This is a genomic window from Blastococcus sp. SYSU D00669, from assembly GCF_054050715.1.
In genome coordinates, this window is the sequence record NZ_JBJGZV010000028.1 from 23325 (window position 1) to 37257 (window position 13933).

Sequence of the window (13933 nt, forward strand, 5' to 3'; positions counted from 1 at the left end):
TCCTTCCTACCGGTCGCCGTCCGGGGGTTCCCAGCGCGGGCCGCCGCGCAGCAGGCCCGGCGGGAACGCGTGCAGCGAGCGGGCGCCGTCGCCGGTGATCTCGAACAGCTCGCCGGTCTGCACCCCCGCCCGCAGGTCGGGCGTGACCACGTTGGGCTGGACGACGACGGTCATCCGCTCGGCCAGCGGCTCGGCGTGCACCCCGGTCGCCGGGCCGCGGTGGCTGAGCACCGGTGGCAGGTAGCCGCCGCCGAAGCCGTGCACGAGGTCGTCGAGCGTGGTGAAGCCGGCGTCGGGGACGACGTCGGCGGCCGCGAGCAGCTCCGCCGGCAGCACGCCGGGCCGCAGCCGCGCGGCGATCGCGGCCAGCGCCGCCTCGGCCACCTCGTGCAGCTCCCGGTAGAGCGGCGTCGGGTCGGCCTCGACGGTGACCGTGCGCAGCAGCTGCCCCGGGTAGTCGCTGCCCCAGCTGGTGGACAGCTCGAAGAGCACGACCGACCCGGGCTCCAGCCGGCGGTCGGTCGGCCACTGCGCCGGCGCGGGGCGGTCGGGGTCGGCCATGGAGGTGGCCGCCACGTAGTGGATGTGGTTGGTCGCCCCGGTGCGCACGTAGGAGCCCTCGACGGCGGCGACCAGGTCGAGCTCGGTCGCGCCCGGGACGGCGGCGGCGACCAGGGCGGCCGCCGAGGCGTCGGTGAGCGCCGCCGCGTGCCGGAGCACCACCAGCTCCTCGTCGCTCTTCAGGCTGCGCAGCCGGGTATGCTCGGCGTCCAGCGGCACGACGGCGCCGAGCCCGATCAGGGCGTCGTGCATGCGCACCGGCACCGGGCCGATCGTGCCGATCCGCCCGACCGGGCCGCCGGCCCGCAGCGCCGCGACCACGGTCTCCTCGGTGCGCTCGCCGATGCCGTCGACGTCGGCGTCCCGGGCCAGCCGGCGGGCGTTGGGCACGTGGTTCGGGAAGCCGACGAACAGCTGCGGCCGCCGGCCGGGCCGCAGGACGACGACGGCCTCCCGGGTGACCGGCCAGCCGGTCAGCCACGGGACGGCGCTGCCGAACCGGTTGGCGCCGTACAGGACGACGGCGTCCAGGCCGTGCGCCGCCGCGACCTCCTCGACCCGCCGGCGCCGGTCGGCGAGCTCGGCGTCGCTGAACGACGGCCCGCTCACCGCGCGATCCCGTCGAGGACCGCGGCGATGTTGCCCTGCAGGATCGCGTGCCGCTGCCGGTCGTCGAGGTCGGCCACGGCGGCCAGCGCGCGCACCGGTTCGGGCTCGCCCATGACGAACGGGTAGTCGCTGCCCAGCACCACCCGGTCGGCGCCGACGACGTCGACGAGGTGGCGCAGCGACCGCGGCGAGTGCAGGACGGTGTCGAAGTACACCGAGCGCAGCCACTCGCCGGGGGAGCGGGTGAGGTGCTCGGCCGCCCCGCGCGCGCCGGTCGCGTAGGCGCGGTCCCACCGGCCCACCTGGTAGGGCGCGAACCCGCCGCCGTGCACCACGCACAGCCGCAGCCCCGGGTGGCGCTCCAGCACGCCGCCGAAGAGCAGGTGCCCCAGCGCGATCGTCGACTCGGCCGGGTTGCCGACCAGGTTGCCCAGCCCGTACCGGGACACGTTCCGCCCGGCCAGCGAGGCGTACGGGTGGACGACGAGCAGGCAGCGCAGCTCCTCGGCGCAGGCCCAGAACGGCTCGAGCGACGGGTCGTCGAGCTCGGCGCCGTCCACCGTCGTCGCGATCTCCGCGCCCACCATGCCGAGCGCCTCGACCGCGGTGAGCAGTTCCTCGGCGGCCCGTTCCGGCGCCTGCAGCGGCACGGTCGCCAGGGCCCGGAACCGGTCGGGCGCCTCGGCGACCGTGGCCGCCAGCCCCTCGTTGAACATCCGCGAGTACCGGGCGCCGACGTCGGCGTCGAGGGCGTAGGCGGTCAGGTCGATCCAGCTCGACAGCAGCTGCACGTCGACGCCGGTGGCGTCCATGGCCGCCAGGCGGCGGGGGAGGTCGAGCAGCCCGGGCACCATCGGCCGGGTGCGCACCCGCCCGGCGATGGTCGCCGCCCAGCGGCCGTCGGCCTGCGCCACCTCGATGCCGTAGCGCCCGCCCTCGGCCCGCAGGGTCTCCAGCACGCCGACCGGCACGCAGTGGGCGTGGACGTCGGTGGTCACAGCGCGGCGTCCCGCATCCGCGCGGCCAGCTCGTCGTCGGCCTCCAGCCGGTAGACCCCGCCGGTGACCCGGTCGGTGACCCAGATGTCGAACCCCGCCCCGACGAAGACGTCGTTGATCTGCGGCGCCTGCTGGCCCGGCGGCGTGTCCGGCACCCAGTGCGCGACCTCGACCGGGTGCTCGGCGTCGGCGACGTCGTAGACCCGCAGGCCGGCGTTGAAGTAGGTGCAGAACACCAGGGTGGCGCTGCGGTAGGTGCCCGGCCGGTTCTCGTGCAGGTTGTGCGGGCCGAAGCGCAGGCCGTGGTCGTAGAACTCGTCGGGCGGCGGGGGGCAGATCCCGACCACCCGCGGGGCGGTCGGGTCGGCCACGTCGACGATCCGCGCGTAGTGCGGCTCGCCGGTGCGGCCGTCGGTGACCACCTCGTCGGTGACCACCAGCAGGTCGCGGCCCGCCAGCGGCAGGCAGGTGTGGGTGTCCCCGCCCGGCTCCCAGTTCAGCGTCGCCAGCTGCTCGGGGTTCGACCGGTCGGCGATGTCGAGCACCACCAGGCCGGCGTCGCCGTAACCGAGGTAGGCGCGGTCGCCGTCGACCAGCGCGTGGTGCGCGGCGTAGCGCTTCCCGGCCGGCCAGGTCGGCTCCTCGCCGTCCCGCTGCCCGGGCCACCACCAGCGGCCGGCCTCGACGGGGTTGCGCGGGTCGGCCAGGTCGACGACCACCCAGATGCGGTCGTCGAAACCCTCGGGGATCGCGGAGACGTAGGCGTAGCGGCCGCCCTCCCAGACGATGCGGTGCACGCCCTTGCCGGTGGAGTCGAACCAGCCGACCTGCTGCGGGTCGAACGGGTCGGCGAGGTCGTAGACGGCCATGCCGGCGCTGTACGGGTCGCCGCCGCGGAACTGCTCGTGGTTGACCAGCAGCAGGCCGTCGGCCACCTGCACCTTGTGGGTGTGGCTGCCGTGCGGCGCCCGCCACTGCTTCACCAGCCGCAGCCGCGTCGGGTCGGAGGCGTCGAGCACGCTGGTGCCCATGCCGCTCGGACCGAAGTGGCCGACGTAGACGGCGTCGCCCTCGCGCATGACCTGCATGCCGTCGCCGTAGCCGCCCAGGTCGTCCTGCGCGACGGTGCGCAGGTGCAGTGCATCGGTCACGACGTGCCTCCCAGTCGGTCGGAGACCCAGTCGGCGACGGCCGGTCGCACGACGGGGGCCAGGTTGTTGCACGAGTGGTTGCCGTCCGGCTCCAGCCGCACGGTGCCGCGCTCGCCCAGCGCGGCGCCGATCCGGTGCGCGTGCCCGACGCGGATGATCCGGTCCTGCTCGCCGTGCACGACCAGCACCGGCACCCGCAGGCGGTCGAGCGCGCCGTCCAGCGTGACGTCGGCCAGCAGCGCGCGGGCCTGCTCCTCGTCGTCCGCGCCGACGAACTCGCGGAAGCCCTCCCGGGTCACCTCGGGCAGCTCGCCGAACGCGTGCAGGTCGTAGGGCCCGGCGATGTCGACGACGGCGCGCAGGCCGGGCAGCCGGGTCGCGTGCCGCAGCGCCAGGTAGCCGCCGAAGCTGGTGCCGACGACGGCGACCCGCCGGGTGTCCACGCCGCGGAACCCGGCGATCGCCTCGCCGACGCAGGCCACCGCCGTCCCGTAGAGCCCGTCGCGGAACGGTGCCGACAGCGCGCCCTCGCCCTGCCCCGGGCCCTCCACCGACAGGGTGGCCACACCGCGGCGCAGGAAGTACGGCTCGTAGGTGCTGAACTGCTCCTTGGTCGACTCCAGACCGGGCAGCAGCACCGCCAGGCCGGGAGAGCTCGCGCCGCGCGGCACGCGCAGGTAGCCGACGACCGCCCGGCCCTCGCCGTACGGCACCACCGTGCGGACGGCGGGCGGGTCGAGCAGCGGTGCCGCCTCCCGGTAGACCGCGGCCATGCGGGCCTGCAGCGCGGCGCGCCGCGGCCGGTCGTCGGTGAGCACGAACTGGGCGAACTGCAGGGTCAGCGCCGCCCGGCGCAGGTGCTCGGCGGCGGTCACCCGGTGCCCGGCGGCGAGGGCGGCGCGGCCGAGCTCCTCGTACCGGTCGGCGGCCTGCGTCCAGGCCGGCGCCCAGTCGGGCCAGTCGTCGACGGCGGCGAGCGTGCGCCGCAGGTCGAAGAAGTCGATGCCGTTGGCCAGGAAGCGCGGGTACCAGTGGGCGACGACCGCCTCCACCTTGGCGTCGGTCATGCGGGGGTCCCCGCGGAGACGTGGAGCGCCGGCGGAGCGCCTTCGCGGGGTCGGCTCATGCGCTCCCTCCGGTGAACGTGTCGTGCACGAGCGAGACCACCGACGCCGCCAGCAGCACCAGGACGACGCGTTGGAAGGTGCGCGGCGAGAGCCGGCGGGCGGCGGCCGACCCGAGCGGCAGGAACGGCAGGATCGGCAGCAACGCGAGCAGGCTCTCGACCAGCCGGGACGGCGTGTAGAGGCCGACGGCGGCCAGGGTGACCGCCTGGACGGCGGCGAAGACGAAGTACAGCGACGACAGCGCGAAGACGTACGCGCGCGGCGGCAGGCCGAAGCCGTGCAGCCAGGTGGTGAGCAGCGGGCCGGAGATGCCGGTGGCGCCCTGCAGCCCGCCGGCCACCAGGCCCACCGGTGGGCTGGCCACCCGGGTCACCCGGGCCGGGATGGTGAAGCCGGGCCGCAGCAGGGCCACCGTGATGTAGCCGATGATCACCACGGCCAGGGCGCCGGAGAGGATCCGCCCGTCCAGCGAGGTGAGCAGGAACGTGCCCGCGACGGCGCCGACCGTGCCGGCGACGAGCATGCCGGGCAGGTCGCGGGTGTGCCCCGCCTCGGCCCGGTGCGTCCAGACCAGCCAGCCGTTGGCCACCACCCCGGGGATCGCCATGACCACCACCGCGTGCTCCACGCCGAGGAAGATCGCCATCACCGGGATGGCGATCTGGGGGAGACCGCCGCCGGTCGCGCCCTTGACGAACGCGCCGGCGGCGATCGCCACCACGATGACCGCGAGGTCGACAGCGCTCACGCAGTGCGGTGCAGGCGCGTGAGCACGAACTCCTTGTGACCCAGGACCTCCGCGGCGCACCAGCGACCGCTGGCCGTCGCCACGACGATGTCCTCGGTGAGGTCGGCCGCCTGGTCCAGCGTCATGTCGGCGGTGATCAGCGGCGAGACGTCGAGGTCGATGTGCTCGCTCATCGTGCGCACCGTCTTCGGGTTCGCGGTCAGCTTGAGCACCGGGACGATCGGGTTGCCGATGATGTTGCCCTGGCCGGTGGTGAACAGGTGCAGCGCGGCGCCGCCGGCGGCGAAGAGGGTGACCGACTCGGCGGCCGCCGAGGAGGTGTCCATGAAGTGCAGGCCGCGGCGGGTGGGCGCCTCGGCCATCTCGAGGACGCCGTCGATCTTGGCCTGGCCGATCTTCTGGATGTTGCCGAGCGCCTTCTCCTCGATCGTCGTCAGCCCGCCGGCGATGTTGCCCTCGGTCGGCTGCGAGCCGAGCAGGTTCGCCTCCTGCTCGAGGATGATCCGCTGGTGCTCGTCGAAGAGCCGCTGGAACTTCTCCCGCTGCACCGGGTCGGTGATCCGGTCGGCCACGATGTGCTCGCCGCCGGTGAGCTCGGAGGTCTCGCCGAAGAAGAACGTGCCGCCGGCGCTGCTGAAGCGCTCGGCGAACCGGCCGATCGTGGGGTTGGAGCCCAGGCCCGAGGTGGTGTCGGACTCGCCGCACTTGGTGCTGATGACCAGGTCGGTCAGCGGGATCTCCTCCCGCTGCAGCGCGGTGGCGTCGTGCACCATCTGCACCGCTGCCCGGCTGGCCAGTTCGATGATCTTCAGGTCGCCGAGGCCCTCGATGGAGAAGGCGGCGACCGGCTTGCCGGTGGCGGCGATGCCGTCGGCCACCCGCTTGGTCCAGTTCGGCTCGATGCCGATGACCACCGCGGCGGCGACGTTCGGGTTCGCGCCGGTGCCGATGAGCGTGCGGAAGTGCAGGTCGAGGTCGGGGCCGAACTGCAGCCGCCCGTAGGGGTGGGGGAGGGCCATGGTGCCCTGGACGACCTTCGCCACGGCCTCGGCGGCGGCGTTGGAGATGTCGTCGATCGGCAGGATGACCACGTGGTTGCGGCAGCCGACGCTGCCGTCGGCGCGGCGGTACCCGAGGAACGTGCGTCCGGCGCTCATGCCCAGCGCTCTCCCTTGACGTTGTGGACGTGGACGTGCTCGCCGGCCCGGATGTCGCGGGTGGTCCGGCCGATCGAGATGCCGTACTTGACGACCTGCTCGCCGGCGGGGAGGTCGCGCAGCGCCACCTTGTGACCGAGCGGGACGGGGTCGAGGACGTCAAGCTGCAGGGGCTGGCCGTTGGACTGGATCTTCCCGGGCACGGCCGGCCCGGGGTCGATGTCCTGCACCGCGACGCCCACGACGTCGTCCGGTGCGTGGACCAAGAAGCTGTGCGCCATCGCGTTCCTCCCAGGCTGGCTCCGGTGCCGCGCAGGCTCATACAAACGTATGCGCAGCGAATGTCAAGGAGTCCGCACCACCGGCGCGAAACCGCGCGTGAACGGGCGGGCTTGACGTGCGCAAACGATTGGGCAACAGTGGCGCCGTCGTCGTCCCGGAGGTGGTGTGCGTGACATCCCGCACGGTCGCGGTGCTCGGCACCCGCTACGCCGACCTGGCGATCGAGGAGGAGGTCCTCGGGCCGCTCGGGGTCGACCTGGTGCTCGGCGACGGCGGCAGCGCCGCGGAGATCCTGGCCGTCGCCGCCGACGCCGAGGTGGTGCTCGCCGGGTCGCGACCGCGCTTCGACGCCGCCGTCCTCGACGGGCTGCGCTGCCGCGGGATCGTGCGCTACGGCATCGGCGTGGACACCATCGACCTGGACGCGGCGCGCGACCGGGGGATCGCCGTCGGCCGGGTCGCCGACTACGGCACCGAGGCGGTCGCCGTGCACGCGGTGTCGGTGGCGATGGCGTTGTTCCGCCGGCTGCCCGACGCCGACCGCACGGTGCGCGCCGGCGGCTGGGGCGTGGCCGGGCTGCGCCCGCTGCACCTGCCGAGCGCCTCCACCGCCGGCGTCGTCGGGTACGGCCGGATCGGCCGCCAGGCGGCCGGCTACCTGCGCGCGCTCGGCTTCGCCGTGGTCGCCCACGACGAGTACGTCGACGTCCCGCCGGGGGACGGCGTGGCGCCGGCACCGCTCGAGGAGCTGCTGGCCACCAGCGACGTCGTCACGCTGCACGCGCCCGGCGACCCTTCGGGGCGGCCGCTGCTGGGGCCGGCCGAGCTGGCCGTGATGAAGCCCGGCAGCGTGCTGGTCAACACCGCCCGCGGATCGCTGGTCGACCTGCCGGCGCTGCTCGAGGGGCTGGCCGCCGGCCGTCCCGGGTGGGCCGCGCTCGACGTCTACCCGTCCGAGCCGGTCGACGCCGCGGTGTTCGAGCCGGTCGCCGAGCGGGTGCTGCTGACCCCGCACATGGCTTGGTACACCGACGAGTCGGAGGCCGACATGCGTCGCAAGGCCGCCGACGAGGCCGCCCGGCTGCTGCGCGGCGAGCCGCTGCGCGATCCCGTCGTCGAGGGAGGGGTGCGGGCATGAGGTACGACCTGGCCGACATGACGAGCCCGGAGGCAGCCGAGGCCGTCGCCCGCTCGCGCACCGCCGTCCTGCCGATCGGCAGCATCGAGCAGCACGGGCCGCACCTGCCCAACGGCACCGACACCTTCGCCGCGGAGCTGGTCGCCCGGGAGGTGGCCGACCGGCTCGACGCCGTCTACGCGCCGTTCGGGCCGTACGGGGTGACGCCGATCCACGCCGGGCACCCCGGCACGGTCACGCTGCGGCGGGAGACCTTCGAGGCGCTGCTCACCGACATCTGCACCGAGCTGATCCGCACGGGCGTGCAGACGTTCGTGCTGGTCAACTGGCACGAGGGCAACATCGCGTCGATGAACGCGGTCGCCACCGACCTGCAGGACCGCTACGACTGCACGTTCGTCGCCGCGCAGGCCTGCTACGTCGCGCAGCGGCTCTACCGCGACGAGGGCGGCGAGCTGACCCACGGCGGCGGCATCGAGACCCTCGCCGTCCTGGCCCACGACCCGGAGCTGGTGAAGACCGAGCGGGCCGGCGAGCCGACCCGTCCGCCGGGCGCGCTGGAGATGGACGCGATGCGCCGCTCGCACGAGGTCTACGGCTTCATCACCGACGTCTCGGAGCTCGCCTCCGACGGCTGGTACGGCAACCCGCGGTGGGCCACGCCCGACCGAGCGGCCACGTTCACCAAGGTCGTCGCCGACGGGGTGCTGGAGCTCCTCGACGTCGTCCTGAGAGCCCGCGACATCCGATCCGACGGAAGGCAGGACCCGTGACCCAGGACAGCTCCTCCACGGACAAGGTGCGGCTGGCATCGGTCGGGCTCGGCCGCTGGGCCCGCGTGCTGGCCCGCGGCATCCAGCGCGGCGACGCCGTCGAGATCTACAGCTGCTTCAGCCGCGACGAGGCGAAGCGGACGGCGTTCCAGGAGGAGTTCGGCGTCCCGAACGCGGCGTCGTCCTACGCGGAGCTGCTGGCCGACCCGGGGGTCGAGGGCGTGCTCGTGACGACGCCGAACGACACGCACATGGACGTGATCACCCAGGCGCTGGAGGCGGGCAAGGCGGTCTACACCGACAAGCCGATCGCGCACACGCTGGAGGACGCCAACCGGATCGCCGCCGCGGTCGCCGACACCGGGCAGGTGTTCGCCGTCGGGCACAGCTCGCGCCGCCTGTCGGGCCACCGGGAGATGAAGCGCTGGCTCGACGACGGCCGGATCGGGCAGATCTCGCTGGCCGAGGCGAACTTCTCCAACGAGCGCGGTCTCGAGCTCACCCCGCAGACCTGGCGCTACTACGCCGACAAGAGCCCGGGCGGGGCGTTCATCCAGCTGGGCGTGCACCACGCCGACACGCTGCAGTTCCTGCTCGGCCCGGTGAAGAGCGTGACCGCGCACGCGCGCAAGCTCTACACGAAGTCCGAGGTGCCCGACGCGATCATGGCGATCCTCGAGTTCGAGAGCGGCCCGCTGGGCTACATCGGCACCGGCTGGGCGTCGCCGGGCGTCTACACGATGAACCTGCTCGGCACGAAGGCCAACCTGATGTACGACCTCGACTTCACGCACTGGGACGAGTCGCACCTGGCCGACGACTGGTCGTCGCTGAGGTCCCAGTTCTACGGCGAGTCCGAGCGGCAGAAGGTCGAGCTGCCGCGCACCGACATGTTCCGCGAGCAGCTGGAGGAGTTCGGGCTGGCGATCCGCGGGCAGGCGACCGTCGAGGTCGGCGCGGTGGAGGCGGTGCGCGCGCTGGGCGTCGTCCGCGCGGTGCTCGAGTCCTCGAAGCGCAACGGCGAGGCGGTGCTCGTGCAGGAGGTCATCGAGAAGGTCGGCGTCGAGGGCTCGTAGGGATCCCGCCCGTGCCCGTCGTCCGGGCCGGGCAGCTGGACTTCGTCCCGCTGCCCGGTCGCACGTCCGCCGACCCGCTGCCGGCCGGCCTCGCCGTCGGCGCGAGCGCCCGCGTGGTGCGGATCGCGCCCGGCCCGCGCACGCCGCACGTGCACCCGTACAGCGCCGAGCTCGTCTACGTCGTCTCCGGCACCGGCACGGCGTGGGAGGACGACGTCCCCTCCGCCGTGGGCGCCGGTGACCTGGTCGTCGTCCCGCCGGGGGTGCCGCACGCGACCGTCGCGTCGGGGACGTCGGACCTCGTGCTGGTCTGCTTCTTCCCGCACCCCGACCTGCGCGCCAACCTCCAGGAGCTCCCCGGCCCCGAGCGCACCGCCCTCTGAGCCCCGGCCCGCGGCCGCACGGAGTGCGCTCCGGCGGGGTTCCCGTCGCCGGAACCCCGCCTCCGCGCACTCCGTCGACGAGCCGCACGGTCGCCGCTCGCCGCCGTCCCCGGCAGGTGATGTGCGCCGACGGCGCATTCCGGCGCCAGAACCCGCCACATCGGCACATCACCGCCGGCGACGGTCGCCGGGAAAGCCCTCGGACAGCACTCGGCGCCGGCCGCATCGCGACCGGCGCCGAGGCGTGCGGGGACGTGTCAGATGTTGCCGGGCTCCACCTCGAGCCCCAGGCTCTCCTGGACCTCGGTCAGGCAGGAGAAGTCGACGTGCTCACGCCAGTCGAAGCCTTCGGGCACGTTGCCCGCGTCGATCATGGCCTGGTTCCACGTCTCCCAGGTGTCCTCCGGTGAACCACCGTTGAGCGACCAGTTCTGCTCCATCTCGATCTGCCACTCGTCGAGGTCGCCCTCACTGGGCTCCTCGCCGTACTCCGCGGCGATGTCGAGCGCGGCCTGCTGGTTGTCGGTGTACGTCTCGCCCTCGGAGATCCACTGCTTGGCGGCGATGCGGCCCTCGAGGTAGGCGCAGACCTCGTCGCGGTTGTTCTCCATGGTCTCCGCGGTGACGACCCAGACCTCCTGGGGCACCCGCTGGTACTCCTGGACGATCATCTGGCCGCCCTCGGCCTCCAGCGGCAGCACGTGCCGCGGCTGCAGCGCCGCGACGTCGATCTGCCCGGCGAGCAGGGCCTGCAGGCGCTCGTCGGAGCCGCCCTCGATCTGCACCCACTCCATGCTCTCGGGGTCGACGCCGAGGCCCTCGAGCATCTCCTCGCCGACGGTGATGTTGCGGTCGCCGGCGGCGCCACCGCTCATCTTCAGGCCCTCGAGGTTGTTGGGGTCGACGCCGGCCCGGATGCCGAGGAAGTACGCCTCGGCGTCCTTCTCGACGCCGATGACCTTCATCGGCACGCTGCCCTCGGCCAGCGCCGACCAGATGACGTCGCTCTCGCCCTGCGCCACCCAGACGTCGCCGCCGGCCAGGCCGGCGATGTACTCGTCGGTGGCGAACACCTCGGCCGGCTCGGAGAACCCGAGGTCGGGCCAGTAGTTCTTGTCGGCGACCATCCAGGCGAGCTGGTTCATGAAGTCGTCACCGTCGATCGCCAGGCGGACCTGGTTCAGCTCGCCGCCGCCGTCCCCGCCGCCCCCGCCACCACCGTCGGATCCGCAGGCCGCCGCGACGAGCGCGGTGGCGAACAGGATCGCCGGCACCCGGAACTTGTGCATCGTTTCGTCCTTTCGTAGACGAAGTGCCCGTGACGACGACGTCACGTGTCCTAGGCCCGCCACACCGAGACCTTGCGCTCGAGCAGCTGGGTCAGCCCGACCATCGCGACGCAGAAGAAGACGAAGATGAAGAGCATCGCGTAGGTCTGAGCGCTGTTGAACGTCTTGGACGAGAGCGCGATGATGTAGCCGATCCCGTTCGCGGCGGTGAAGAGCTCGCCGATGAACAGGCCGATCAGGCCGCGCGAGACGCCCATGCGGATGCCGGTGGCGATGAACGGCACGGTCGAGGGCAGCACCACCGCGCGGTAGAGCCGCGGCCGGCTGGCCCCGAACGAGCGCGCCGCCTTCAGCAGCGAGTTGTCGACGGTCTTGACGCCCTCCATGACCACGACCAGCGTGGCGGGCACCGCCGAGAGCACGATGATCACGATCCGGGCGGTGTCGTTGATGCCGACCCACAGCACGATCAGCGGCATGAGGATCAGCCGCGGCGTGGTGTAGAGCGCCCACACGTAGGGGCTGGTGATCCGGTCGATGATCCGGACGCCGCCGATGATCAGGCCGGCCGGCACCGCGATGGCGATCGAGATGACCATCCCGACCACGTAGACCCACAGGCTCTTGCCGAGGTTGCCCCAGAGGATGCCCTGCTCGTGCATCCGGACGAGCTGGTCCCAGACCTCGGTCACCGAGGGGAGGAACAGCTTCGGGACGTCGGTGTAGGTCGCGACCAGCTGCCAGATCGTGAAGAAGATCAGCAGGTTGATCGTGCCGATGACCCAGCGCTGCTTGCGGCTGTAGACCTTCCGCCGTCCGTACCGGTACTTCCGGGTCGGCCGCTTGGCGGGCGCCGTGACCGACGTCGGGACCGTCGTCGGCGCGATCGATCCGGTGGCGGTCACAGGACGACCTCCTCACGCCAGCGGCTGGCGTAGTTCTCGAGCCGGCGGGACAGGCTGACCAGCAGCAGCGCGAGGGCGATCAGCGTGGCGATGAAGGCGAACATCCGCGCGGTGTCCAGGTCGCGGGCCGCGCGGATCACCTCGGTGCCGATCCCGCCGGTGCCGACGGTGAGCTCGATGACCAGCAAGCCGACGAAGCCGCGGGAGATGCCGTTGCGCACGCCGCTGGCGATGAACGGCAGGGTGCTCGGGACGACGACCTTGCCGAACAGCTGCAGCCGGCCGGCGCCGAAGCTGCGCGCGGCCCGGAGCAACCCGTCGTCGGTGGTCTGCACCCCGTCCTTGGCCGACAGGATGATCGGGATGATCGCCGAGAGCACGACCAGCCAGATCTTGATCTCGGCGCCGAAACCCAGCCAGAGCACCATGAGCGGTGCCAGCGCGATGCGCGGCATCGCGAAGAAGCCCCACAGGTAGGGCGAGGTGATCAGGTCGGCGGTGGGGGACATGCCGATCGCGACGCCGAGCGGGATGCCGACGACCAGCGAGATCGCCAGGCCGATCGACATCGCGTACATGCTGTCGGCGGTGGCCTCCCACATGGACCCGTCGGCCGCGGCCTCGGCCCACTCCTGGGCGACCGGCCACGGCCCGGGGAAGAGGATCGGGCTGGGGTCGAAGACCATGACCGACAGCTGCCAGATCCCGATGAACGCGACGAAGGCGAGGACGCCGGGGCCGCGCTTGCGCAGCAGCCGCTCGCCGAACGACTGCTGCTTCTTGCGAGGCCGCGCCGGCGCGGGGGAGGCCGCGGAGGACGACTCGGGAGCGGCGGTCGTGGCCATCGTCAGACGCCGCCCGCGTTCGGCACGGTGCCGCCGGCGCCGATCGGCTCGGCCAGCTCGGACCGCTCGGGGTGCTCCTCGGACAGCAGCTGCCACACCCGGTCGCGCAGGTCCTGGAACTCGGGCAGCTGGCGGCTGGCCCGGCTGCGCGGCCGCGGCAGGTCGACCTCGATGATCTCCTTGATCCGGCCGGGCCGGTTGGTCACCACCGCGATCCGGTCGCCGAGGGTGATCGCCTCGTCGACGCCGTGGGTGATGAAGATGATCGCCTGACCGGTCTCGGCGACGATCCGGGTCAGCTCCTCCTGCATGATCTCGCGGGTCATCGCGTCGACCGCGGCGAACGGCTCGTCCATCAGCAGCAGCCGCGGCTCGGTGACCAGCGCGCGGGCCAGGCCGACCCGCTGCCGCATGCCGCCGGAGAGCTCCCGGGGGTAGGACTTCTCGAAGCCGGAGAGCCCGACCATCTTGATGTAGCGGTCGACCTTGGCGCCGGTGTCGGAGTCGACCCGGCCCTGCATCTCCAGGCCGAAGCGCACGTTCTTCTCGACCGTGCGCCACGGCATGAGCGCGTAGTCCTGGAAGACGACGGCGCGGTCGGGGCCGGGGCCGGTGACGTCCTTGCCGAAGACCTTGATCTCGCCGGCGGCCGGCGGGACCAGGCCGGCGACGACGTTGAGGAACGTGCTCTTGCCGCAGCCGCTGGGCCCGACCACCGCGAGGAACTCGCCGTCGGCGACCTCCAGCGTGAAGTCCTCCAGCGCGACCAGCGTGTCCTTGTTGCGCGTGCGCTCGTACTCGACCGAGACCCCGTGGGCCTCCACGGCCAGCGTCCTGCCCAGCCGGTCCTGACCTGGTGCCACGTGCATCGACTCCCTTGTCCTGCGTCCG

15 protein-coding genes are annotated in these 13933 nt (G+C 73.0%); 4 read left to right on the plus strand and 11 right to left on the minus strand.

The annotated features are described in order from the left end of the window. Positions 1-6 precede the first annotated feature (6 nt). From ACI8AF_RS18800 to ACI8AF_RS18830, 7 genes are read right to left on the minus strand one after another with little or no spacing between them, the layout of a single operon-like run. Positions 7-1170: a M24 family metallopeptidase gene (locus ACI8AF_RS18800; RefSeq protein WP_456541265.1), complete on the minus strand. Its 1164-nt coding sequence runs from the start codon at positions 1168-1170 to the stop codon at positions 7-9. Then, positions 1167-2168: an amidohydrolase family protein gene (locus ACI8AF_RS18805; RefSeq protein ID WP_456541266.1), complete on the minus strand. Its 1002-nt coding sequence runs from the start codon at positions 2166-2168 to the stop codon at positions 1167-1169. Before ACI8AF_RS18805 ends, ACI8AF_RS18800 begins: the two co-directional genes overlap by 4 nt. Continuing rightward, positions 2165-3319, minus strand: a complete 1155-nt coding sequence (locus tag ACI8AF_RS18810; protein WP_456541267.1) for an LVIVD repeat-containing protein — start codon at positions 3317-3319, stop codon at positions 2165-2167. Before ACI8AF_RS18810 ends, ACI8AF_RS18805 begins: the two co-directional genes overlap by 4 nt. Beyond that, a complete protein-coding gene (locus tag ACI8AF_RS18815) occupies positions 3316-4386 on the minus strand; it encodes an alpha/beta hydrolase family protein (RefSeq protein WP_456541268.1) in 1071 nt (356 codons plus the stop codon). Before ACI8AF_RS18815 ends, ACI8AF_RS18810 begins: the two co-directional genes overlap by 4 nt. Positions 4387-4441: 55 nt before the next feature. Further along, on the minus strand, positions 4442-5194 hold the full coding sequence (locus ACI8AF_RS18820; RefSeq protein WP_456541269.1) for a sulfite exporter TauE/SafE family protein: 753 nt from the start codon (positions 5192-5194) through the stop codon (positions 4442-4444). Further along, positions 5191-6351 (minus strand): UxaA family hydrolase, encoded by a 1161-nt coding sequence (locus tag ACI8AF_RS18825; protein WP_456541270.1) that lies wholly within the window; start codon positions 6349-6351, stop codon positions 5191-5193. Before ACI8AF_RS18825 ends, ACI8AF_RS18820 begins: the two co-directional genes overlap by 4 nt. After that, a complete protein-coding gene (locus ACI8AF_RS18830; protein ID WP_456541271.1) occupies positions 6348-6632 on the minus strand; it encodes a UxaA family hydrolase in 285 nt (94 codons plus the stop codon). The genes ACI8AF_RS18825 and ACI8AF_RS18830 overlap by 4 nt, the downstream gene beginning before the upstream one ends. Positions 6633-6802: 170 nt before the next feature. On the opposite strand from ACI8AF_RS18830, the gene ACI8AF_RS18835 reads away from it, so the two are divergent. Genes ACI8AF_RS18835 through ACI8AF_RS18850 form a run of 4 tightly spaced genes read left to right on the plus strand, consistent with a single transcriptional unit; the run spans position 6803 to position 10003 of the window. Beyond that, positions 6803-7771, plus strand: a complete 969-nt coding sequence (locus ACI8AF_RS18835; protein WP_456541272.1) for a C-terminal binding protein — start codon at positions 6803-6805, stop codon at positions 7769-7771. Then, a complete protein-coding gene (locus ACI8AF_RS18840) occupies positions 7768-8544 on the plus strand; it encodes a creatininase family protein (RefSeq protein ID WP_456541273.1) in 777 nt (258 codons plus the stop codon). The genes ACI8AF_RS18835 and ACI8AF_RS18840 overlap by 4 nt, the downstream gene beginning before the upstream one ends. After that, positions 8541-9620 (plus strand): Gfo/Idh/MocA family protein, encoded by a 1080-nt coding sequence (locus ACI8AF_RS18845; protein ID WP_456541274.1) that lies wholly within the window; start codon positions 8541-8543, stop codon positions 9618-9620. Before ACI8AF_RS18840 ends, ACI8AF_RS18845 begins: the two co-directional genes overlap by 4 nt. Before the next feature lie 11 nt (positions 9621-9631). Further along, the gene (locus ACI8AF_RS18850) at positions 9632-10003 is read left to right on the plus strand and encodes a cupin domain-containing protein (RefSeq protein ID WP_456541275.1); all 372 of its coding nucleotides are present in this window, start codon (positions 9632-9634) and stop codon (positions 10001-10003) included. A 257-nt stretch (positions 10004-10260) separates the two neighbouring features. Here the strand turns inward: ACI8AF_RS18850 and ACI8AF_RS18855 are convergent, their stop codons facing one another. The 4 genes from ACI8AF_RS18855 to ACI8AF_RS18870 are packed head-to-tail and all read right to left on the minus strand — an operon-like array spanning position 10261 to position 13905. Next, positions 10261-11292: an ABC transporter substrate-binding protein gene (locus ACI8AF_RS18855; protein ID WP_456541276.1), complete on the minus strand. Its 1032-nt coding sequence runs from the start codon at positions 11290-11292 to the stop codon at positions 10261-10263. 50 nt (positions 11293-11342) lie between these two features. Next, positions 11343-12197 carry an ABC transporter permease gene (locus tag ACI8AF_RS18860; protein WP_456541277.1) on the minus strand — a complete coding sequence of 285 codons (855 nt, stop codon included), beginning with the start codon at positions 12195-12197 and terminating at the stop codon, positions 11343-11345. Continuing rightward, a complete protein-coding gene (locus ACI8AF_RS18865) occupies positions 12194-13042 on the minus strand; it encodes an ABC transporter permease (RefSeq protein ID WP_456541278.1) in 849 nt (282 codons plus the stop codon). The genes ACI8AF_RS18860 and ACI8AF_RS18865 overlap by 4 nt, the downstream gene beginning before the upstream one ends. Positions 13043-13044: 2 nt before the next feature. After that, positions 13045-13905 carry an ABC transporter ATP-binding protein gene (locus tag ACI8AF_RS18870; RefSeq protein ID WP_456541279.1) on the minus strand — a complete coding sequence of 287 codons (861 nt, stop codon included), beginning with the start codon at positions 13903-13905 and terminating at the stop codon, positions 13045-13047. Positions 13906-13933 lie beyond the last annotated feature (28 nt).